Origin of the sequence: Nocardia sp. AB354, assembly GCF_049538315.1 — a bacterium.
Taxonomy (GTDB): Bacteria; Actinomycetota; Actinomycetes; order Mycobacteriales; family Mycobacteriaceae; genus Nocardia; species Nocardia nova.
The window spans coordinates 1-21,001 of the sequence record NZ_JBMVFU010000045.1; the positions used below are offsets into that span (position 1 = coordinate 1).

The 21,001-nt window shown below is 67.9% G+C and carries 20 protein-coding genes and 2 pseudogenes; 6 read left to right on the plus strand and 16 right to left on the minus strand.

From position 1 onward, the window contains the following. Window positions 1-9: 9 nt before the first annotated feature. From fdxA to ACPCUW_RS34505, 8 genes and pseudogenes are all read right to left on the minus strand, one after another. Window positions 10-345: a ferredoxin gene (fdxA, locus tag ACPCUW_RS34470; protein ID WP_423429561.1), complete on the minus strand. Its 336-nt coding sequence runs from the start codon at window positions 343-345 to the stop codon at window positions 10-12. A gap of 9 nt (window positions 346-354) precedes the next feature. Next, the gene (locus tag ACPCUW_RS34475) at window positions 355-1,137 is read right to left on the minus strand and encodes an ABC transporter ATP-binding protein (protein ID WP_423429590.1); all 783 of its coding nucleotides are present in this window, start codon (window positions 1,135-1,137) and stop codon (window positions 355-357) included. Between the two features lie 8 nt (window positions 1,138-1,145). Then, a complete protein-coding gene (locus ACPCUW_RS34480) occupies window positions 1,146-2,021 on the minus strand; it encodes an ABC transporter permease (RefSeq protein ID WP_423429563.1) in 876 nt (291 codons plus the stop codon). A 31-nt stretch (window positions 2,022-2,052) separates the two neighbouring features. Beyond that, window positions 2,053-3,465 (minus strand): ABC transporter substrate-binding protein, encoded by a 1,413-nt coding sequence (locus ACPCUW_RS34485; protein ID WP_423429564.1) that lies wholly within the window; start codon window positions 3,463-3,465, stop codon window positions 2,053-2,055. 19 nt (window positions 3,466-3,484) lie between these two features. Beyond that, complete coding sequence (locus ACPCUW_RS34490) at window positions 3,485-3,712, minus strand: 4Fe-4S dicluster domain-containing protein (protein WP_423429566.1); 228 nt, start codon at window positions 3,710-3,712, stop codon at window positions 3,485-3,487. Further along, window positions 3,713-6,414, minus strand: a pseudogene (locus ACPCUW_RS34495) (fumarate reductase/succinate dehydrogenase flavoprotein subunit). A gap of 7 nt (window positions 6,415-6,421) precedes the next feature. After that, window positions 6,422-7,219, minus strand: coding sequence for a GntR family transcriptional regulator (locus tag ACPCUW_RS34500; protein ID WP_423429568.1), 798 nt, complete (start codon window positions 7,217-7,219; stop codon window positions 6,422-6,424). A gap of 150 nt (window positions 7,220-7,369) precedes the next feature. Next, window positions 7,370-7,627: a hypothetical protein gene (locus ACPCUW_RS34505; protein ID WP_423429569.1), complete on the minus strand. Its 258-nt coding sequence runs from the start codon at window positions 7,625-7,627 to the stop codon at window positions 7,370-7,372. Here ACPCUW_RS34505 and ACPCUW_RS34510 point away from each other — a divergent pair. The 4 genes from ACPCUW_RS34510 to ACPCUW_RS34525 all read left to right on the plus strand — a co-directional run bounded on the left by ACPCUW_RS34510 (window position 7,614) and on the right by ACPCUW_RS34525 (window position 11,596). Then, window positions 7,614-8,177, plus strand: a complete 564-nt coding sequence (locus ACPCUW_RS34510; protein ID WP_423429571.1) for a hemerythrin domain-containing protein — start codon at window positions 7,614-7,616, stop codon at window positions 8,175-8,177. The two genes, ACPCUW_RS34505 and ACPCUW_RS34510, sit on opposite strands and share 14 nt — an antisense overlap. A gap of 633 nt (window positions 8,178-8,810) precedes the next feature. After that, window positions 8,811-9,656, plus strand: coding sequence for an SDR family NAD(P)-dependent oxidoreductase (locus ACPCUW_RS34515; RefSeq protein ID WP_423429573.1), 846 nt, complete (start codon window positions 8,811-8,813; stop codon window positions 9,654-9,656). A gap of 202 nt (window positions 9,657-9,858) precedes the next feature. Beyond that, window positions 9,859-10,437 (plus strand): hemerythrin domain-containing protein, encoded by a 579-nt coding sequence (locus ACPCUW_RS34520; protein ID WP_423429575.1) that lies wholly within the window; start codon window positions 9,859-9,861, stop codon window positions 10,435-10,437. A 109-nt stretch (window positions 10,438-10,546) separates the two neighbouring features. Continuing rightward, a complete protein-coding gene (locus ACPCUW_RS34525) occupies window positions 10,547-11,596 on the plus strand; it encodes an FAD-dependent oxidoreductase (protein WP_423429577.1) in 1,050 nt (349 codons plus the stop codon). Window positions 11,597-11,599: 3 nt separating this feature from the next. On the opposite strand, the gene ACPCUW_RS34530 is transcribed toward ACPCUW_RS34525, so the two are convergent. After that, window positions 11,600-12,016: a YkvA family protein gene (locus ACPCUW_RS34530; protein WP_423429578.1), complete on the minus strand. Its 417-nt coding sequence runs from the start codon at window positions 12,014-12,016 to the stop codon at window positions 11,600-11,602. Window positions 12,017-12,168: 152 nt separating this feature from the next. Here ACPCUW_RS34530 and ACPCUW_RS34535 point away from each other — a divergent pair, with 152 nt between their 5' ends. Beyond that, window positions 12,169-12,720, plus strand: a complete 552-nt coding sequence (locus ACPCUW_RS34535) for a dihydrofolate reductase family protein (protein ID WP_063017181.1) — start codon at window positions 12,169-12,171, stop codon at window positions 12,718-12,720. A 29-nt stretch (window positions 12,721-12,749) separates the two neighbouring features. Here the strand turns inward: ACPCUW_RS34535 and ACPCUW_RS34540 are convergent, their stop codons facing one another. Further along, window positions 12,750-13,127 carry a VOC family protein gene (locus ACPCUW_RS34540; RefSeq protein WP_423429579.1) on the minus strand — a complete coding sequence of 126 codons (378 nt, stop codon included), beginning with the start codon at window positions 13,125-13,127 and terminating at the stop codon, window positions 12,750-12,752. A 201-nt stretch (window positions 13,128-13,328) separates the two neighbouring features. Here ACPCUW_RS34540 and ACPCUW_RS34545 point away from each other — a divergent pair, with 201 nt between their 5' ends. Next, window positions 13,329-14,180, plus strand: a complete 852-nt coding sequence (locus ACPCUW_RS34545) for an SDR family oxidoreductase (protein ID WP_423429581.1) — start codon at window positions 13,329-13,331, stop codon at window positions 14,178-14,180. Between the two features lie 25 nt (window positions 14,181-14,205). Here ACPCUW_RS34545 and ACPCUW_RS34550 read toward each other — a convergent pair whose 3' ends face one another. From ACPCUW_RS34550 to ACPCUW_RS34575, 6 genes and pseudogenes are all read right to left on the minus strand, one after another. Beyond that, window positions 14,206-15,567, minus strand: a complete 1,362-nt coding sequence (locus tag ACPCUW_RS34550; RefSeq protein ID WP_423429582.1) for a flavin monoamine oxidase family protein — start codon at window positions 15,565-15,567, stop codon at window positions 14,206-14,208. Window positions 15,568-15,727: 160 nt separating this feature from the next. After that, window positions 15,728-17,095 (minus strand): MFS transporter, encoded by a 1,368-nt coding sequence (locus tag ACPCUW_RS34555; RefSeq protein WP_423429584.1) that lies wholly within the window; start codon window positions 17,093-17,095, stop codon window positions 15,728-15,730. Window positions 17,096-17,352: 257 nt separating this feature from the next. Continuing rightward, window positions 17,353-18,888 carry a flavin-containing monooxygenase gene (locus tag ACPCUW_RS34560; protein WP_423429586.1) on the minus strand — a complete coding sequence of 512 codons (1,536 nt, stop codon included), beginning with the start codon at window positions 18,886-18,888 and terminating at the stop codon, window positions 17,353-17,355. A 47-nt stretch (window positions 18,889-18,935) separates the two neighbouring features. Beyond that, entirely contained in the window at window positions 18,936-19,790 is an 855-nt protein-coding gene (locus ACPCUW_RS34565; RefSeq protein WP_423429587.1) for an alpha/beta fold hydrolase, read from the minus strand. 46 nt (window positions 19,791-19,836) lie between these two features. Further along, a complete protein-coding gene (locus tag ACPCUW_RS34570; protein WP_423429589.1) occupies window positions 19,837-20,595 on the minus strand; it encodes an aspartate/glutamate racemase family protein in 759 nt (252 codons plus the stop codon). Next, window positions 20,592-21,001 (minus strand): annotated as a pseudogene (locus tag ACPCUW_RS34575) (acetylornithine deacetylase); the annotation flags it as partial. The pseudogene ACPCUW_RS34575 and the gene ACPCUW_RS34570, both read right to left, overlap by 4 nt.

Here is a 21,001-nt window from a genome sequence, read left to right on the forward strand (position 1 = left end):
TCGTTCCGGTCACGATCCCAGCCCTTCCACGAAGGCGGTGTCGACGCCGAGTTCACCGACGTGCGCCGCGCCGCCGGGGCTGCCCAGCGGCTGGGTGCGCCCGGGCAGTGGATCGGCGAAGAATGCGGCGTTGGTCTCGACGAATTCGGTTTGGTCGCTGGGGATGTCGGCTTCGAGATAGATGGCTTCGACGGGGCAGACGGGTTCGCATGCGCCGCAGTCGACGCATTCGGTGGGGTGGATGTAGGCCATGCGGCCGCCGGTGTAGATGCAGTCGACCGGGCATTCCTCCACGCAGGCACGGTCCATGACGTCGACGCAGGCCGCGCCGATGACGAAGGTCATGATGTTTCCTCAGTTGTCGGCGGGGGCGGCGAGTTCGGTGGTGCCGTCGGCGGTTTCACCGAGTCCGGCCAGGATTTCGTATCGCAGCCGCGCGAATTCGGGTTCGAAGCGCGCGCCGGGCGCGCGCGGGTCGGTGATGGTCACGATGCGGCTGATCCGGGCCGGACGGGGCGTGAGCAGCACGATTCGATCAGCCAGTAGTAGCGCCTCGTCCACGTCGTGGGTGACGAAGACGACGGTCGTGCGGTACTGCTGCCACACCGACACCAGCAACCGCTGCATGTCGGCGCGGGTCTGGGCATCCAGCGCACCGAACGGCTCGTCCATCAGCAGTACCCGCGGACGGGTGGCCAGGGTGCGCGCGAGTTGCACCCGCTGGCGCATCCCACCGGAGAGGGCGATCGGAAGATGGTCGGCGAATTCGGTGAGGCCGACTTGCCCGAGCAACTCGAGCGCTTCGCCGCGGCGCCGATGTCGCTGCACGCCACGCAGTTTCAGTGCGAACTCGACGTTCTTGCGGGCGGTGCGCCAGGGCAGCAGCGCATCCTCCTGGAACATCATGGCGCACTGTTCGGCACCGGCTCCGACGCTTCGCCCATCGATGCGGGCCGCCCCCGCCGCGGGCCGCAGCAGGCCGGACAAGGCCCGCAACAGCGTCGACTTTCCACACCCGGACGTGCCGAGCACCACCACGATCTCGCCCGGTTCCACAGCCAGGTCGACTTCGGCGATCAACTGGTCACCGTAGGCGATCCGCAGACCGTCCAGCCGAACGGAGGCGCCGTCGGTCACCGGGGCGCTCATCGGGCGGCCCTCGGCAGCCAGCGGTTGACTCGGCGGCCGGCGAGTTCGACCAGTGCCGAGGTGATCCAGCCCAGCGCGCCGATGGTGAGCATGCCCACCACGACCGACGGATAGTCGAGCATTCCGTAGCACTGCCAGGTGAAATAGCCGATGCCGAACTGTCCTGAGATCATTTCGGCGCTGATCACGCAGATCCACGCCACGCCCATGGCCACCGACAGTCCGGAGAAGATCCCGGGCAGCGCACCGGGCAGCGCGATGCGGAACAGGATGTCACCGCGGCGTGCCCCCAGCGTGCGGGCGGCTTCCTCCCACACGTGCGGCAGTGCCTGCACGGCATGGATGGTGCTGACGGCGACGGGGAAGAACGCGGCGAAGAAGGTGATGAATACGATGCCCTGTTCCCCGGTCGGGAACAGCAGGATCGCCAGTGGCACCACCGCGATCGCGGGAATGGGCCGCGCGACTTCGATCACCGGGCGAATCAACCGGGCCGCCACCGCCGAGCGTCCGACGGCCATACCGATGAGGACACCGGTGATCGTAGCCAGGCCGAAGCCCAGCAGGATGCGCCGAGTACTGGAGATGAGGTTGCGGTAGTAGTCGGCCGATCCCAGTTGGATACGGAAGGCGTCGAATACCTCACCGGGTGTGGGTACCTTGTCGAATCGCAACCACAGCACGACATGGTTGACGGTGAGCAGCTGCCACAGCAGCAGTATCGCCGCGAGCGGAACCACTGTGAGTGCCGCTGCGCCTGCGTGTTGCCGCACGTGCCGGAGTGTGCCGCGGCCGGTGCTCCGGCGTAGCTCGGGTGCTGCGGCTGGAGCCGGAATTGTTGGGGGAGTGAGGGTTCGGATCGATGTGGTCATAGCCGAGGCTCCTGAGGTGAGGTGGAAGGGGTCAGCGGGCCGCCAGCGCTGCCCGGTAGTCGAGGACGGTGCTGCCGGGGTGGGCGGCGACGTAGCGATCGGCCTCGGGTCGCACGGCGAACGGTCGCAGCCGCTGATCCTCGGGTGCGGCCGGGTCGTTCACCCAGATCGCGTCTGCGCCGAACAGCCGCAATCCGGTTTCCGCGTCGGGAACGTAGGCGGCGCGCACGGTGTCGCGGGATTGGGCGATCTGCCGGAGCAGACAGGTCGGCGTGCGCGCGACCGATGTGGTGTCCTGGCCGGCGAACCACACTTCCGAGGCCGTCGCCGGATCCGCCACGGCGCCACCGCACAGCGGGTCGGTGCCGGTCAGTGTGCTGGGTGGGGAGGTGTCGGCGCTGCGCGCGGCGTAGTCGGCGCCGTACAGGTCGCGCACGTAGCGGTCGTTCACGAATTGGTTCAGGTCCAGGTCGGCGACAGCGCCGAGCCCCTTCAGGAACGGCAGGAGTTTGCCGAGCGCGTCGACGAGCGGCGCTTTGATCGTGGGATCGAAGTGCACCAGGCCGTTGGGTCCGTTGTAGAGGTAGACGACTTCGGCCGGCAGGCCGGTCAATTGGGCGACGCGTTCGGCGGCTGCCAGCGGATTGGCGTTGAGGTAGTCGGTGGTTTCGCGTTGGGCGGCCAGGAAGGCCGACACCACCTCGGGATGCTGTTCGTCGAAGTGCTTGTTGGCGACGACGGCGTGCATGGTGGCAATGTCGGCGCTGCCGCCGTCGTAGAGCAGTTTGGCCTTGCCTTCGAAGACCAGTGCCTGCGGCCACGGGACGAACTGGGCCAGCGCCGCGGCCTGTCCACCGGTCAGGGCCGCTGCGCCGACCGGTGGATCCTGGCCCAGCAGTTTCACATCCGACAGCGACATGCCCGTCTGGCCCAGACCGGTGGCGAGCATGCCGTGGGCCGCCGAGCCGATACTGGTGGACACCACTTTGCCGCGCAGGTCGGCCAATGTGGTGGCGGGCGAATCGGCGGCCACGACCACCTGATTCAGGGATCCGCGCAGGTTGTAGCCGGTGATGGCGATGAGTTCGGAGCGAACGTCGGGGTGATCGCGGGTCTTGGACCCGTTCACGAGGACCGGTGCGTCGCCCATGGATCCGATATCGACCTGTCCGGCCAGCATCTGCGCGGTCAGTGGTGGTCCGGACGCGAAGTCCTTCCACGCCACCTTGTATTTCACGCCGGTGGTCTTGCTCAAGGCGTCGAGTTTCGCTTCGAAGGTGCCGCGATCGCGCAGCAGCGTGCCGGCGGTGACGGTGTTGATGGTCTTGGATTGATAGCCGATATCGACGGTGACCGCCGAGTCGTCGCCGGAGCCGCAACCCGACAGCAGGGTCGCGGCCACGGCGGCGCCGAGCAGCAGGGCGGGCGAGCGCAGTGTCCTCATCTCGATCTCACTTCTTCACTCAGCGCAGCAGATACGGAATGTTCACGGTGACGGCGTCGACGGGGCAGCGTGCGGCGCACGGGCCGCAGTACCAGCATTCGTCGACGTGCATGTAGGCCTTGCCGGTGTCGGGGTGGATCGCGAGCGAATCCAGTGGGCACATATCCACGCACAGCGTGCAGCCGGTGATGCATGTGCTCTCGTCGACGGTGACCGGCACGTCGACTCGAAGGTTTGCCTGAGCCATCTACGGTTCCTTTCGGGCGTTGGCGATTCCGATGCGGGCGAAGGCGCGGACATCGGCGTCCGGGTCCTCGAGCGCGGTGCGGAGGGCGTCGGTGACCTCACGGTGGGTGGCGATTCGCTCGGCGAGACCCCGGACGGCCGCCTTGCGGACGTCGAGGTTCTCGTCGGCGATCGCCGGGACCAGATGTCGTGCTGCGAAATCCGGTGCGGCGGTGGCGAGGGCGATTGCCGCACCCTGGCGAACCTGCCAGGCCGGATCGGCCAAGGCGGTGGCCGCCAGTTCGGCCGCCGCGGGATCGCAGCCGGTGGCGGCGAATCCGCTGAGGGCCGCAGCGCGAACCAGCGGTTCCGGGTCGCGGGCCAGGGCGGTCAGTGTCCGTGCGCCGCGCGGATCACCGACTGCGGCAAGGCCTTTGGCGACGGCGATGCGAACCAGCGGGTCCGCGTCGGTAGCGGCGGTGTCCAGTTCGGGCAAGGCGTCCACCGAGGTGAGCCCGCCGATCACGGCCCGCCGCACTCCGGGGTCGGGGTCGGGCAACAGGCCCGACAGCCGAGCCGCATCGATGCGGCGATGCCGCCACAGTGCTTCCACCGCCGCGGCCCGGACTTCGGGGTCGGGCGCGCCGGTGCATTCGTGCAGTGTGGTGTCGAACTGCGGCCCGGGGACCAGAACCTCGACCAATTCGGTGAGCAGCCCCGTGGCTGCTGCGCGCACAGTGGCGTCCGGATCCGCGAGCCCGGCCGCGATGATCGGGGTCGCACGCTCCCATTCCTCGGTGGTCTCGCTGAGTACCGACAGCGCCGTGCGCCGTACTTCCGGGTCAGGATCGGCGAAATATGATGCCAGCTGGTCGAATTCGGGACATTCCTCGGCCAGTTCCAGCAGCGCGAGCAGTCGTGCGCTCATCGGATGCCGCCCGTGGTCGCCGGTTCGGTCACGTCCCACCCGGCCGCGGTGAACTCGGGCGCCGGCTGGTCGGGAACACCGTCGGGCCGTACGAAGCCGGGGACCGGCACGATGTAGGGCGCTACCGGGCGGGTGCGGAAAGCCATCGCGCCCTGGTCGTCCCGATACAGGTTGAGGTGGCAGAACCATTCGGTGTCGTTGCGCTCGGGGCGGTCGGCGCGTTGATGGTAGAGGCCCCATCGGCTTTCGGTGCGGCGTAGCGATGCGCGGGCGGCCATCTCGGCGCAGTCACGGATGAAGGTGACTTCGGCGCACCGCATGAGCTCGTGCGGGGTGTGGGCACCCATCCGGTCGATGTCTGCTCGCATCCGTTCGAACGCCTCCACGCCGAGGGTGAGGTAGCGCTGAGATTTCGGCGGTTGCAGGTAGTCGTTGACGAAGCGGCGCAGTTTGTATTCGACTTGCTGCTGCGGCGGCCCGTCGGGATTGCCCAGCGGCCGGTAGATCAGCTCGTGCGCGGCGCCGATCTGGTCCTCGGGTAGCGCCGGGTGGGTTGCGGTGCGGGCGAATCCGGCCGCCTGCTCGCCGGCGATATCGCCGTAGACGAAGGCTCCGATCATGTAGTTGTGCGGTACCAGGGCCATGTCGCCGGCCGCGTACAACCCGGGCACGGTGGTCGCGGCGTGCTCGTCCACCCACACCCCGGAAGCGGAATGCCCACTGCACAAACCGATTTCGGAAATGTGCATTTCGATGTCGCGGGTGCGGTAGTCGGTTCCGCGACCGGCGTGGAAGGTGCCGCGGGTGGGTCTTTCGGTGGTGTGCAGGATGCCTTCGATCTCGCGGATGGTGGCATCGGGGAGGTGGCTGAGTTTGAGGTAGATCGGGCCGCGGGCACTGTCGAGTTCCCGCTTCACCTCGGCCATCATGCGCCCGGACCAGTAGTCGCAGTCGACGAACCGGTTACCTTCGGCATTGACCTGGTAACCGCCGAACGGGTTGGCGACATAGGCGCAGGCCGGGCCGTTGTAGTCCTTGATCAGCGGGTTGATCTGAAAGCACTCGATGCCCGACAGTTCCGCGCCCGCGTGGTAGGCCATGGCGTAGCCGTCACCGGCGTTGGTCGGATTCTCGTAGGTGCCGTACAGGTAGCCGCTGGCCGGCAGCCCGAGGCGACCGCACGCACCGGCGGCCAGGATCACCGCGCCCGCCGACACCGTGACGAATTCTCCGGTGCGGGTGTCGAATCCGGCCGCGCCGACCGCGACACCGTCTCGGGTCAGTACCCGCACGGGCATCACCCGGTTGGTGATGGTTACCCTGGAGCGCACGTCGCGGGCGCGCAGCGTGCGGTAGAGCACCTTTTTGACGTCGCGTCCCTCCGGCATCGGCAGGACATAGCTGCCGGAGCGGTGCACCTTGCGGACCGCGTATTCGCCGTGTTCGTCCTTCTCGAATTTGACGCCGTATCCCTCCAGGCGCCGCACCATGTCGAAGCCGCGGGTCGCGGTCTGGAAGACGGTGCGCTGGTTGACGATTCCGTCGTTGGCGACGGTGATGTCCGCGACGTAGTCCTCCGGTGTCGCCTTGCCCGGGACGACGGCGTTGTTGACCCCGTCCATGCCCATGGCCAGTGCGCCCGAATGCCGGACGTGCGCCTTCTCCAGCAGCAGAACGTTCGCGCCGTGCCGGGCCGCGGTGAGTGCCGCCATGGTGCCGGCGGTGCCGCCGCCGACGATCAGCACATCGCAGCTCAATTCTCGGCCGCCGGTGACCGGTGGTATCGCCGATGTCATCGTTGTCTCACCTTCTTTCGGTCGGGGTGGTTACACCGGGGTGCGGTGTGACCGGAATACGGTGCAGCCGACCGGACAGGGAGAACCGGTCGCCGCGGAAACGTAGGTATTCGAGGTCGACGGGGCGACCGGAGTCGGTGTAGGTGAGGCGTTCGAGCAGCAGCAGCGGCGCGCCCGGGCGGATCGACAGCAGTCCGGCCACAGTGGGATCGGCCGCCACCGCCTCGATGGCGACGGCCGCCGAACCCAGCGGCAGCCCGAGTTCGGCTTCCACCAGCCCGAAGACGTCACGACCGGCGAGGTCCATATTCAGCAGCGGCGCGCCGATATCGGCGGTCAGATAGCTGGCGTCCAGTGACAAAGGTTCACCGTCGAGCAGTCGTACGCGCTCCAGTGCCACCACCGGCGTGCCGGGCTCGAGTTCCAGGCGTTCGGCGACGATCGGGGTGGCGGGCATCAGTTCGGCCAGCAGAACCCGGTTGACTATGCGGCTGTCGCCGGTCTCGAAGCTTTCCGCCAGACCGCGCAGCCGGTCCAGCTCCTGCACCGCCTTCTGTGCGACGACGAAGGTGCCCGCTCCCGGAACGCGGTCGATCATCCCTTCGTCGCGAAGCAGGGACAGCGCATCGCGCACCACATTGCGGCTGACGACGAAATCGGCGGCCAGCTGTGCCTCGGCCGGCAGCGGGCGGTCCCCGTAGACGCCGCTGCGGATGCGAGCGCGCAGGATGTCACAGACCCGGCGGGCGGGAGCACTACGGCGGCCGGTGCCGGGGTCGGCCGGTCCGGCGGTCGATCTGGTCATGCCGCATATGCTCGGAACGGTTCGTTACAGGAGACGTGTCCTGCAATTACCGACCAGTTACGCCAGTTCCGCCACCTCGCGCAGGCCCCGGAACTGCGGTGACGCTGGTGAATGGGGAAGTTAGTTCAGCTCGGCGACAGCAGCTACGGGTCAGGGGCGTGGTTCGGCCCGGCCAGGGCTGGTAGTCGTCGAGGCCGCGGCGAGATCGGCTACGGCGCGGGCGTCGTCGCAGGAGAGCCAGCCGAATCCGGCGAAGAAGGGCAGTCCCGCGGACGAGTCGATCCCGGTGCCGATCCGAGTGGTGGGTGGTCGGTCGGTGGGGGCGAGGACGGCCATGGTTCGTGCCGGCCAGGCGGCGTTGTCGAGGCCCGACAGGTTGACGAAGGTTTGGTAGATGAGCGCGGACAAAGCGGATGTCGTAGACCTGTTGATCGCGCAGCATCGACAGATCGAAGATCGCTTCGACAAGTTGCGCGCCGGACCGGACGACAAGCAGAACCTGTTCGAGGAGCTGGTACGGCTGCTGGCGGTGCACGAGACCGCCGAGGAAGAAGTCGTCCATCCGGCAGCTGCGCGCGCGCAGTTCGGTGCGAAGCCGATGGTGGAGAACAGGCTGGCAGAGGAGAACGAGGCGAAGCGCGACCTCGCCGAACTCTACGACCTGGGCGTGGACAACCCGGAATTCGACGCCAAACTCTCGGCGTTCGCTCGAGCGGTGCTCGCGCACGCCGAACACGAGGAAAAGGAAGAATTCGCCCTACTGCGCCAGTCGTTTTCGGGGACCCAGCTGAGCCACATGGCCAATACGGTCCGAGGCGCCGAGGCCATCGCACCTACCCGCCCGCACCCACACGCGGGTGAATCGCGTGCGGCCAACCTCGTGGCCGGACCACCACTGGCCGTATTCGACCGCGCGCGCGACGCACTGCGGAATGCTCGTCAGCACGACACACAGTGACGTGCAGCGCCACCTCGCGCAGGCCGACGACCGGGCCTGCGCAGCGAAATGCGGGAACCCGCTGCGAAATTCGAGTAGCGGTCTACTCGGGTCGGCCGCTCCGTCGGTGCATACGCTGACAGCAACGTAGAAAGTTGAATGTTCGGCGTGGCTGGATCGGATGAAAGTAACGACGTCACCGGCACCGCCCGAACCGGGGTTCGTTGCCGCAGCACATCGCGGCGACGGTCGGCGTGAACGGCGACCCGGGTTTCGTGGCGGCGGTGCGGCTCGGCTTATCGCCGCACAGCGTCGTCGGCGCTACACCACACCGGTACCGCTGTGGGCCGCCTCGGGGTTCCTCGTTCGGTCGGTCGACACGATGTCCCGGAGTCAGGTGGTGGACATCGCCGGTCTCGGTGGCATCGCGGTTGCCCATGTCGGTTTTGCGCTGCCCCGGTCCGGGAGGTTCCGGGTGATGTTCGATTCGTCGATTCGCCGCGGTCGGTGGCGCGATAGCAAGGGCCAGGTACCTGCGGGCGCGACTAACGACCACGTCGGCTGGATGCAGAGACGCGCGCCGATCGTCGACCGAATTCTAAGCTGGTGGCATACGGAAGGCGCACGCCACGCATCCACCGACTGGAGACCCTGGTGACAGATAGCCGATCCTCGAACTCGCGACGCACGATCGCCATAACCGGTGCCAGCGACGGCATCGGAGCGGTGACCGCCCGGGCGCTGGCCGCCCCGGACGTCGACCTCGTCATCGTCGGCAGGTCGGCGCAGAAACTTGCCGCGGTGACCGCCGACACCGGTGCGACCGCCTTCACGGCCGATTTCGCCGTTCTCGACGACGTGCGCGGTCTCGCCGAGCAGATCGGTGACCATGTCGGCTCGATCGACGTGCTGCTCAACAACGCGGGCGGTCTCTTCGAGCCGCGACAGCGGACCGTCGACGGGCACGAACCCAATTTCCAGATCAACCATTTGGCCCCGTTTCTGCTGACCAATCTGCTGCACGACAAGCTCGCCGCCAACGGCGCGCTCGTGCTGAACACCGCGAGCGTCGGCAACCTGTTCGGGCACGTCGACATCTCCGACCTCGACTACACGCGCCGCCGCGCCTTCGGATGGCGCGCCTACGGGACGAGCAAGCTGATGAACATCATGTTCACCCGCGGTATCGCGGAGCGGTGGTCGTCGGATGGAATCGTCTCCGCCGCAGTACATCCCGGGCCCGTGGCGTCGAGTTTCGGCCGCGACTCCCGCGCCGTCGGCCTGCTCTACCGCACCCCACTGCGCCACGTCGGAACGATCACCCCCGCCCGCGGCGCCGAACCCCTGATCGAACTGGCCGGCCGCGGCGCCGACCCGGAAATCAACGGCGTCTACTTCCATCGGCACCGAGCGCGAGGCCCCGAGTCCCCGCAAGCACACAACCGCCGCCTCATCGACGAACTGTGGACTGCCTCGGCCGATCTCGTCGGCCTCGGTTGAGCAAATATCGCCGAGAGTATCGCCGGCCCCGGTATCGAGGACTTGTTCGCCGCCGGGCGCAATTTTCGGCGTGAACTGCAGGGAGATGTGAGCGTCGTCGGCGGTGCGTTATGGTCGGGTTCCAGGGGACGTCCCGGCTACCTGCGCGGCAGCCGGTCCTCGGGTCCGGTACTTGCCTGCGATGCGGTGTCAGGGAGGAAATGTGGATATCACCCAGTTGATCCTCGATGACCATCATGAGCAGCGGCGGCTGTTCGCGATCCTGGAGCAGATCGATCGCGGGGACACCGGTGCGCTGGGGACGATCTGGGACCGGCTGGCGGCGTTTCTCGAGCTGCATGCGCAGGCCGAGGAGGAGATCTTCTATCCCGCGCTGCTGCAGGTCGGGATCGCGGCGCGGCGTGCGAGCGGGGCGGAGGACGAGACACTCGACGCCATCCACGACCACAACGAGATCAGGGATGCGGTCGCCGACGTAGGGCGGCACCAGGTGGGCACCGACGAGTGGTATGCGGCTGTCGCGGCGGCGAACCTTGCCAACAGCGACCACATGGCCGAGGAGGAGCGAGAGGGGCTCACCGACTTTCGCCGCCTGGCCGGACTGCAGCGCCGCCATCAGCTCGCCGTGGCCTTCGCCGCGTACGAGGCGCGCAACTACGCGGGCGTCGTGCCCGTCGACAAAGATCCGGCCGGCTACGTCCGCGCGGCGGAGGCGGCGCTGCGCGGCGAGGGGAACGGATCGCTCAGTGTGGGCAGCCTGAAGCGAATTCCGCCCAGCTGAGGGGGAGTCGATCAGTCCTCGGCGAATGTTCCGATGCGCGTGGCACTCTGGACAAGTGCCTCTTCCGGCGGACGGCCGCCGGCACGACAACGCTAGGAGGTCGCAGGACATGGTGAGCGTTATCGGTGGCGGGATCGCGGGCAGTTGCCTGGCCGGTGGTCTCGCGCGGCAAGGGCATCGGGTCGCGCTCTACGAACAACAGCGCCCGGGTCCCGGAGCCGGGGCGTTTCTGTTCATCGACGGGCGCGGACACGATGCGATGGAGGCGATGGGCGTCGATCGCTCGGCGCTGCACGAGGTGTCGTATCCGCTCGCGGGACTCGACTACGAGGACAGTCGCGGCCGTCGTAGCGAAATGCCCAGCCGCGGACATCGTTTCTGGTTGCGCCGCAACCTCATGGGCGTGCTGTCGGAGTTCGTCGCGGGCTCCGGCGCCGACCTGCGCTACGGCGAGCCGATCACCGAAGTGACGGTGGGCGACGGCGATCACACGATCCGGCGGGGCTCCGACGTCGTCACCACCGCGGAGATGCTGATCGGCGCCGACGGTATCGACTCCGTCGTCCGGGCCGCCCTGGAACCCGCACGCACACCGGTCTACGCCGGTGATGTCGTGCTGTACGGAATGACCGGCACGCCACTGGATCCGCCGCCGCCCACGACCCCCGCGGTTCTCCACTTCTTCGCCGAGGTCGCCGAAGACGGCAGTGCCGGAAGTACTTTCGGCCACATCTGGCGCCCCGAGGACCCCGCAGCCCTGTGGTTCGTGCGGATCCCGCGCGGTCCCCTCCCCGGCACTCGCGACGATATCGGGATGCGTCCCGTCGACGAGTGGGCCGAAACCGTCCTGGCCGCAACGCCTTCCAGCCGGGCGCTGGTATCGGCCTTCCTGTCGCGGACGGAACTCGTGCACGTCAGCAACGCCCGCAACGTCCCGCTGGAAGGCGCACGCGCACCGCAGGATTCGGTGATCCTGATCGGCGACGCCGACCACGCGATCACTCCGGCGGCCGGGGTGGGAGCCCGTGACGCGCTCGAGGACGCCCGTGCGGTCTTCGACGCGATCGTCGGCACCGCCTCACCCGCCGAAGCGATGACCCAACGCCGCAAGCAGATCGTCATCGACCGGGAAACCGCCCAGCGAGCGCGGCGCCGATGACTGTTACCGCGTCGGCAGGCCCGTCAGCCGGGCGAGGGCGGTATAGCCGTCGTCGGTGCCGGGCCAGTGGGCGCGGACGGCCTCCGGGCCCGAGGCCCGGACGACGCTGCGCAGGACCGCGGTGACGATGATGGCGTCGTCGGCGTAGCCGATGACGGGGATGATGTCGGGGATCAGGTCCAGGGGTGAGGCGAGGTAGGCCAGCACCAGCCAGAGCCGGATCCGCACACCGCGTGGCAGGGACCGGTCGGCGGCCAGGCGGCGGATCAGGCGCAGGGTGTCGGGCAGGATCCGCATCGCTTCCCGCAGCAGGTTGCCGCGCGGCCGGACGATGATCAGCGCCGTGATCAGGGCAACCCAGCACACGATGAGCGCGGCGGCGACCGCGATCAGCAGATCCCACCACCATGACACGGTCACGATCGGTATCCCACCATCACGTGTCGTGTCGGTGGACGGTGGGGTCTGCTGATCCGGTCGGCGCGTGTTCCGCGTGGATGATCGCGTGGCGATGGCCGGAACCATTTCGTTGTGCGCCGATGAATTTCGCGCCCACAGGACGTCTCCTTCTCATGAGGAAACTGAGCTACGGGATCAGCATGTCCCTGGACGGCTACATCAACGACCGCGACGGCAGCATCGACTGGTCGAATCCGGACGACGAGTTGCACCAGTTTCACAACGACCGGTATCGGGACATCGAGATTTCACTGCACGGTCGTCGCCTGTACGAGCTGATGGCCGAGTACTGGCCGCATGTGCCCGAGGATGCGCCGCCGATCCAGCGTGAATTCGGCAGGTTGTGGACGGAGAAGCCGAAGGTCGTCTTCTCGCGGACACTGACCGAGGTGCACTGGAACAGCACGCTGGTCAGTGAGAACGCGGTGGAGCAGGTGCGCAGGCTGAAGGCCGAGGGCGACGGCGTCATCGAGGTCGGCGGCGCGAGTCTGGCGGCCTCGCTGATTCCGCACGGGCTCGTCGACGAGTACCAAGTGTTCGTCCTGCCCGTGGTGCTCGGCGGCGGCACACCGATGTTTCCCCTGCTGGACAAGCGTATTCCGCTCCGGTTGGCGCAGACGCGGCATTTCGACACGGCGGTGATGCTGCGCTACGTCGTCGACTGAGGACGGGTCCGGCTCGAGGTCCGAGAACGTCACCCAGCGGGGCCCAACCGACTGGCGATTTGGTAGACGTTCCCGAACGGGTCGCGAACCATGGCGCGGCGGTCACCGTACGGCGTGTCGAGCGGTGCCTCCATCGTGTCCGCGCCCGCGGCGACCGCGCGCTGGTAGGTGGCCCCGACGTCGTCGACGTAGATGTAGAGAAAGGCCGGAAACGGTTCGCGCTCGCCGGATTCCGAGACCATGATCAGCGAATCGCCGACGCGGACCTCGGTCGGCCGGTTCGGCTCCACGTCGCCGGTCGCCCCGAATACGGTCCGCAGAAACGCGACCGCCGCGGGGTGGTCGGCCACCACCATGCGTGGTGTCACCGAACGAAAACCCGGCGGGGGAGCAGAAGCCGTAGCCATGGCGCGAGTCTGGCACGCGATCCTCGACCGGGATGCCGTGTCGGCGGGAAACGTTCGCCGACCTGCGCTGTGGCTGACGTGGGGCCCGGTCGCCATTGTGCACGCGCTCGCACTCGGGCACAGTTCGGTGCGGCGGTGACGGGTCGTCGGCCGCCGGTTGGTGATCGTTCGAGGCTCGGGTAGCGGAAAGCAGGCGATGCGGTGGGTGTGTACGTGGTGACCGGGGCGGCGTCCGGAATGGGGCGCGCCGCGGCGGAGAAATTGCGTGAGCGGGGCCATATGGTGGTCGGTGTCGATCTGAAGGACGCGCAGGTGGTGGCGGATCTGTCGACGCCGGCCGGCCGCCGCACCGCGATCGACGGTGTGCTCGCGGAGGTGGACGGGCATCTCGACGGCGCGATACTCGCCGCGGGGGTCGGGCCGGCGCCCGGTGCGGACCGGCCGCGGCTGATCTTCGAGGTGAACTACCGCGGCGTCGTCGAACTGCTCGACGGGTGGCGCACGGCCCTGGCCCGGGCGGATGAGGCGAAAGTCGTTGTGTTCGGCAGCAATTCGACGACCACCACCCCGTTGGTGCCGCGCCGGGCGATTCGTGCGCTGCTGGCGGGCGACACGGACAAGGCGCTGCGGGCGTTGCGGATCTTCGGCCGGAACGCGCCGTCGATCGCCTACGGCACCTCGAAGATCGCGGTGAGCCACTGGGTGCGCCGCCACGCGACGACCGCGCAGTGGGCAGGCGCGGGAATCCGGCTCAACGCGCTGGCACCCGGCGCGGTGCTGACGCCGCTGCTGGAGAAGCAGCTCGCGACCCCGGCCGAGGCGAAGAACATCGAGCGTTTCCCGGTCCCGATCGGCGGCTTCGGCGATCCGGGCGATCTGGCCGAATGGGCGGTGTTCATGCTGTCGCCCGCCGCGCGATTCCTGTGCGGCAGTATCGTTTTCGTCGACGGCGGCAGTGACGCCTACTTTCGTGCCGACGACTGGCCACGCGCTGTCCCGCTGCGCAAGCTGCCCGGTTATCTGTGGCGATTCTTCGGCTCGGGTCCGCGCTGAACGTCGCGGACCGCGTCGGGGCGCCTCAGACGGCGGCGAGTTCGTGCCGCAGCACCTCGCTCGCGGCGCGTTCACCCGAGCGGACCGCGCCGTCTACCCAGCCGCACATCACGGCCGAGCTCTCGGTGCCGGCCCAGTGAATTCGGTCGCACGGTTCGCGCAGCGCGCGGCCGAACTGGGTGAGCACACCGGTCGGGGTGTGACTGAGCATTCCGCCACCGGAGTACCGTTCGGCGCTCCAGTCCTGCTCGACGTAGTCCTCCGGGGAACTGGCCTTCGTCCCGAACCTGCCGGCCAGTTCTCGCAGGATGGCCGTTCTGCGGTCGGTGGCGTCGAGGTGTCCGATCCGGCGGGCGGTGGGCCCCTCCGTGATGACGCACAGGATTCCGGGCCGGGCGGTGTCGGTGCAGGCGTCGAGGGTGACGGTGGCCGGCGACCCCGGCGCGGCCGACTGCCCGGACAATCCGTCGTGCCGCCAGAACGGTTCGGCGTAGACGACGGAGGTCTTGATGATCGAGCCGCTCGGCACACGCTGATGCAGCAGTGAGCGATCGACCGGCAGCATCGGCTCGTACCGGATCTGACCGGCGATCGCCAGCGGGACGGTCACGATCGCCCGATGGGCACGCAGCGCCGACCGACCGGCGTGCACGGTCACTCCGGCATCGTCCTGCTCGATGCCGTGCACCGGCTGCGACAGCCGAATCGCCTCACCGAGCTCGGCCGCCATCGCACCGTAGATCGCACCCATGCCGCCCAAGGGCCGGGAGTCCTGGGAACCGCCCCTGACGCTGAACATGAAGTTCGGCCCGCCCCCGGACGCCATCTGATACAGCGCGAAGAGCATCGACACCTCCGAGGCGGCCGAGGTGTAGCTGCCCGCGATGGCGGTCTCGAGCAGATCGTGGGCGGTCCTCGACCGGACGGTGCGATTCAGCCACTGCGCCAGAGTGATTCGATCCCATTTCTCGGCGTTCTTCGCATCCCACGGTGCGTCGAGCGGAATCGACTTGCACAGGTGGGCCAGCTCGGCGAAGCCGGCGCCGAGATTGATCGAGGCCCACGGACTCATCGTCCACGGGATCGTGCCGGTGTAGCGGTACTGCTTGCCGTCGACGACCATCAAAGCCTGGCCGTCGGTGTACTGGCGATAGCTTCCTACGCCGAACTCGTTCATCAGGGCGCGGACCCGGTCCTGGCCGGGCCCGATCCAGGCGCCGCCGCGGTCGATCCAGCAACCGTCCCCGCGCACCTCGGTGAACGTGCGCCCACCGAGCCGGTCGCGAGCTTCGAGTACCGCTACCGATCGGCCCGCCTGTTTCAGTCGCAGCGCGGCGGTCAACCCGGCGAACCCGCCGCCGATTACGCAACAGTCCACATCCGTCATCGAGAGCCGCCTTCGTGTCGACGTTCTCCGGGCGGCGGCGGGGCACGGCACTGCTCACATCCACGACCTCGCCGCTACGAACCACTTCGGTCGGATCGGCACCGCAGGTGGGCAATTTTAGAGCAAATCGGGGAGGTGGCGGACCGTAACCCCGCACCTACTACCGGTGGCCGGTCGCGACGGGTTTCGGGGAGCCCTCGCGCGGAACGAGCACGACGCGCCGACCTGACATCCGCACTCGCAGGCCGGCAGCGCGGGCGAGGACGACACCGATCAGCGCCGCCGAAAGTGCGGAGACCGCTCCGCAGGCGAACAGGCCGAACCGGGGCCCGAACTCCTCGGTGAGCCATCCGACGATCGGGCCGCCGATCGGGGTGCCGCCGGTGAAGACCATCATGTACAGCGACATCACCCGCCCGCGCATGGCCGGGTCGGTTTCCAGCTGCACCATCGAGTTGCCCGAGGTGTTGAAGGTGAGTCCGAGCAGGCCCACCACGGCGAGCAGCGCGGTGAACAGCCAATAGTCCGGGGCGAAGGCGGCGACCGCCTCGAGTGCGCCGAAGCCGACGGCGGTGCCGACCAGCATCCGCATCCGCACCCGCCCGCGGCGACCGGCCAGCAGCGCGCCCGCGAGCGAACCCGCTGCCAGTGCGGTGTTGAGCAGCCCGTACTTGCCGGCATCGACATCGAAGACGTGATACGCGAAGCCCGACAGCACGGTGGGGAAGTTGTAGCCGAAGGTGCCGATGAAGCCCACCATGACGATCGGCCAGAGCAGTTGCGGATGGGCGCTCACATACCGGAGGCCTTCACGCAGTTGCCCTTTCCGGCGCGGCAGGCGCGGCACCGGTGTCAGCTCCGCCGGTCGCATGGCAAGCAGACCGGCGATGACGGCGACGAAGGAACAGGCGTTGATCGCGAAGGCCCAGCCGGAGCCGACGGCGGCGATCAGCGCTCCCGCGACCGCCGGCCCGACCAGTCGCGCGGCCTGGAAGTTCGCGGAGTTCAGACTGACGGCGTTGCGCAACCGCTGCCGGCCGACGATCTCCGGGACGAACGACTGACGAGTCGGATTGTCGACCACGGTCACCATGCCCAGCAGCAGCGCCAGCACGTAGACGTGCCACACCTCGACCGTGCCGGTCAGCGTCAGGACCGCGAGGACCGCGGCGAGCAGTCCCATGGTGGCCTGGGTGAGAACCAGAAGTCCGCGCTTGGGGAAGCGATCGGCGATGACGCCGCCGTAGAGACCGAACAGCAGCATCGGCAGAAACTGCATGGCAGTGGTGATGCCGACGGCGAACGCGCTGCCGGTGAGACCGAGCACCAGCCAGTCCTGCGCGATCCGCTGCATCCAGGTACCCGTATTGGAAACCACCTGGCCCGCGAAGTAGTAGCGATAGTTCGGCACGGTGAGGGAGGCGAACATCCCGCTGGGGTGATCCGGCGGTGCCGGCGGTGGCGCGGGCAGATCGGACGGAAGTGAATCGGTGGTGGTCTCGTGGTCGTCGGTGCGAGTCGCGGTCAAGACTGCCTTTCCTGCGGTCAGCTCCTTGTTCGGTGAAGAGCAACGTTCGGTTGCTGCGGATGGGCTCGGAGAGTGGATGCGGCGCGACGCCGGGTGAGCCGGTCGGCGGTCCGCCGATCCACGTTGTTTAGCCTATCTAATCAATTATACTGCGGCGCAGCCGATGATCTCTGTGCGGTTGGCAACAGGAAGACGGTCTCGGCTGGTGGGCCGGGTGATCGTGGCGCCCGAATCACCCGGACCATGCAAGGGCTTGGTCAGCGCGCGGAGGATGCCGGAATCCCCGTACCGGCGGCATCGGCGCCTCCACGGGGGTAGCGCCGATGGAGTGCCGCGGTCGCGGACCGATACGCGGCAGGCTTCACCGGAAGCAGCCACTGCCGCAGCCTGGCCACGGGGCCGATGTTCACCCCGATCTCGTCCAGGATCTCGTCGACGTGGCGAATCGAGAACGGGATGATGTTGGTGCCGCGGGCTTGTTTGCCCTCGGTGCGTTCGATCATCCAGTTCAGGCGGCGCCGGGCGAAATCCCGTCGGTGTTCGGCCGAGGGCAGGCCGGTGCCGCCACCGGCCAAGTAGTCGACCACCCACATCGCGGAGGCCTCGGCGGCGATCGGGCTGACCAGCGACGAGCTGTAACCGACGAAGAACAGATTCGGCACATCCAGTGGCAGGATCTGGCGATACAACAGGAAGTTGCCGTCGCCGTCGGTGAGCCGATCCTGCACCGAGGGACGCAGGAACGGCACGCGCTGAACGAAACCGGTGGCGCAGACCACGATGTCGGCATCCCGCAGCGTGTCGTCGGACAGTGCGATGGTCGGTTTGCCGTCCTTTTCGTGCAGTCGCGCGATGACCGCGCCGCGGTGCAGGGTGATGACGCCGTCGCGGATCTTCTCGTAGAAGTTCTCGGTGGCCAGGCTCACCGCGTGGCGGACCACGCGCTCGAACGGGCCGTCGGGCACCAGTCCCAGCCGGTCCAGCAGCAACTGCCGGCGCACGATCGAACCCATGCCCCCGAGCAGCGCGTTGCGCAGGAAACGCCCCGGCCCGGTCAGGAATCGAGCGAACCCGCGCTGGTCGATATGGTCGAACAGCGCCTCACTGAAACGGGTGAGCAGGATGTATTTGTAGGTCACCAGCCCGGCAAGCCTGCGCGGCACCTTCCATGTCACCTCCCGGGCCACGACGGTGGTCGAGCGAGCGACGTCGCTGAGCGCTTCTGCGATATCGCAGGCGGATTTGCCGTAACCCACCACGACGACATCCTTGTCGGCCGCGTCGTCGAGCCGGGTGAAATCCGATGCGGCGCAAACTCTTCCGCCGACGCGTTCGAAATCCTCCTGGCCCGGATACTCGGGAACGAACGGATCGCAGAAGATACCGGTTGCCACGACGAGGTGGTCGAAGACCGCCGGTGCCTCCGTCCCGGAGGTGAGGTCCCGGACGATCAGCGTCCAGGTCCCGGTCCGCTCGTCCTGGGCGGCATCGGTCACCTCGGTCCGGAGGCGGATGAGGCGATGCAGATCGAACCGGGTCGCGTAGTCCTCGAGATAGTTCTGCACCTGGGCGCCGCTGGGAAATTGCGGATAGGCGCGCGGCATCGGGAAGTCGGAGAACGCGTAGGTGCCCTTGTTGTTCTGCGTGGTGACGCCCGGATACCGGCGGGTGCGGCTCCACACCCCACCGACGTCGGGGGTGCGGTCGTAGACCGTGACGTCGAATCCGAATTCGGTCAGCAGTTTCGCCGCACACAGTCCGGAGACCCCGGCTCCGATGACAGCGACCCGCACGGAGGATTCACCTCTCGCGGCCTCGGTTCCGGCATCGCCCGGCGCGCTCACGCGGGCACTCCGGCCGTGCTGCGTGCTTCCTGGAAGAAGGCGGACACCAACTGCTGGAAGCGCTGTGCGTGCTCGATCTGTGTCCAGTGCCCGCAGTGGCCGAACACGTGCAGCTGCGCGTTCGGGATCGTGGCGAACATGTGCTGTGACGCCTGCAGCGGTACCACGCGGTCTTCGCGTCCGTGCAGCAGCAGCACCTCGTGCGGGATGGCCGCGAGTTGTTCGTCGGGCACGATCTGGGCGTCCAGCCAGCGCGCCCGCGGGGGCGGGAAAACCTTCTCGAAGGCTTCCTGCGCGCCGGGCCGGATAGTGGCGCGGTAGCGCAGTTCGGCCAGCTCGTCTGTCACGAGCGACCGGTCGTAGGCCATGATGTCCATGATGTTCTTCATGTTCTGCACCGACGGGGTGTAGCCCCAGAGCTGATCGAGCTCCTCGGTGAAGCGCATCTTGACTCCGCCCGCGCCCATCAGCGCGATCCGGTTCAGGCGCTCCGGATGCCGGGTGGCCAAGTGCAGGGCGAGCCCGCCGCCGAAGGAATTTCCGACCACGTGTGCCTTCTCGATACCGAGGCCGTCGAGCAGAGCCGATATCTGATCGATCCAGGTGTCGAAGATGTGGAAGTCGGCCGGTTCGGGGAGTCCGGTATAGCCGAAGCCGACCAGATCCGGGGCAACGACGCGGAAGTCTCGAGCCAGCACCGGAATCAGGCCGCGCCAGTTCGCCCAGGCGGAGACTCCGGCGCCGGAGCCGTGTAGCAGCAGCACCGGGTCGCCGGTCCCGACGTCGTGGTAGTTGGTATCGAAGGTGCCGGTGCGCATGCTCCGGCCGATTTCGGGATTCTCGGCGGTCATCGTGTACTTCCTCCGGTTGCCTGAGTGGTTCGGTACGTCGGGTGATTCAGTGGGTCGCGGCCAGTGCCGACAGCAGGTCGTCCTGCACGAGAGCGGGAGACGGGAAGGCGCGTTTGCTGTGGCTCAAGCCGGTCACCACGAGCAGCTCGCAGAGTTTGTAGGCCACCACGCCGGGATTGAGGACCGGCACATCCAGCACACGTGACAGGTAGGCATGGGACTGGTGCATCGTGGTCGAGCCGAGCACGATCACGTCGGCGCCGTCGTCGTCGATCGCGGTGCGTGCCTCCCGTTCGAGAGCCGCGAAGACGAAATCCTCTTTGCCGGCGAGCAATTCGGCCGTATCGGGTGCGACGCCGATATCGCGGACGGAGGCCATGCGGGCACCGAGCCCTTGCTCGCGGGCCGCCTTGTGGTACAGCTCGTGCCACTGCGGCCACATCGTGATCACCGAGAATTTCTTGCCCAGCAACGACGCCAGCAGCATGGAGGCCTGGCTCGGTGCGACCACCGGAATGGTGAGCCGGGAGCGCAGCGCCGCCAGCGCCGAATCGCTCATCGAGTTCACGCACACCGCCGCGTATCCCTGTTCCTCCGCGCGAGATCCGGCCTCGAGGACGAAGGCGTCGGCCAAGGTCGCTTCGTAGGCGCTGTCCAATGTGGTGCCGCCGGCGCGGGCGCTGACGAAGACGTTCTCGAATCCGGGATGCATGATGTCGTCCGGGATCTGGGCGGCGAAGGCGGCCAGCGCCTCCGGCGGCACCGGTACGGGAACGATGTTGAGTACCTTGCGTTCTGGGCTCACAGTCCCACGTCCTCTCGGGTTCGGGTGAGGGTGTCGACGACGGCGTAGGCGACGGCGCGCACCGCGGTCATCACGTCGGAGACCGACGCGACGCCCATGCCGCCCAGACCTTCGTTCAGTTCGGCGGGTGCGGTCGCGGGCGGCCAGGGATAGCCGATGCGCGCGCAGGGCACGCCCATGCGGCGGATGAGGGTTCCGTCGGTCTGGCCGCCCAGTAGTGGTGTGGATTCGTAGGGACGGCCTTCCACCTCTTCCCAGCCGCGCCGGCAGGACTGGATGATCCAGTTGCCGGGATCGGTCATGCCGCCGGGCAGCGACCCGTACATCTCCCAGTCGAGGTCGATATCGGGCTCGGTCGCGCGGACGTGGGAGATCAACCGGGCGAACTGGTTTCGCACCTCGCCCG

Excerpts from the sequence above, each read along its gene's own strand:
- fdxA (WP_423429561.1), bottom strand. The coding sequence starts at position 345 with ATGACCTTCGTCATCGGCGCGGCCTGCGTCGACGTCATGGACCGTGCC.
- ACPCUW_RS34480 (WP_423429563.1), bottom strand. The coding sequence starts at position 2,021 with ATGACCACATCGATCCGAACCCTCACTCCCCCAACAATTCCGGCTCCA.
- ACPCUW_RS34485 (WP_423429564.1), bottom strand. The coding sequence starts at position 3,465 with ATGAGGACACTGCGCTCGCCCGCCCTGCTGCTCGGCGCCGCCGTGGCC.
- ACPCUW_RS34490 (WP_423429566.1), bottom strand. The coding sequence starts at position 3,712 with ATGGCTCAGGCAAACCTTCGAGTCGACGTGCCGGTCACCGTCGACGAG.
- ACPCUW_RS34500 (WP_423429568.1), bottom strand. The coding sequence starts at position 7,219 with ATGACCAGATCGACCGCCGGACCGGCCGACCCCGGCACCGGCCGCCGT.
- ACPCUW_RS34510 (WP_423429571.1), top strand. The coding sequence starts at position 7,614 with ATGAGCGCGGACAAAGCGGATGTCGTAGACCTGTTGATCGCGCAGCAT.
- ACPCUW_RS34525 (WP_423429577.1), top strand. The coding sequence starts at position 10,547 with ATGGTGAGCGTTATCGGTGGCGGGATCGCGGGCAGTTGCCTGGCCGGT.
- ACPCUW_RS34535 (WP_063017181.1), top strand. The coding sequence starts at position 12,169 with ATGAGGAAACTGAGCTACGGGATCAGCATGTCCCTGGACGGCTACATC.
- ACPCUW_RS34540 (WP_423429579.1), bottom strand. The coding sequence starts at position 13,127 with ATGGCTACGGCTTCTGCTCCCCCGCCGGGTTTTCGTTCGGTGACACCA.
- ACPCUW_RS34550 (WP_423429582.1), bottom strand. The coding sequence starts at position 15,567 with ATGACGGATGTGGACTGTTGCGTAATCGGCGGCGGGTTCGCCGGGTTG.
- ACPCUW_RS34565 (WP_423429587.1), bottom strand. The coding sequence starts at position 19,790 with ATGACCGCCGAGAATCCCGAAATCGGCCGGAGCATGCGCACCGGCACC.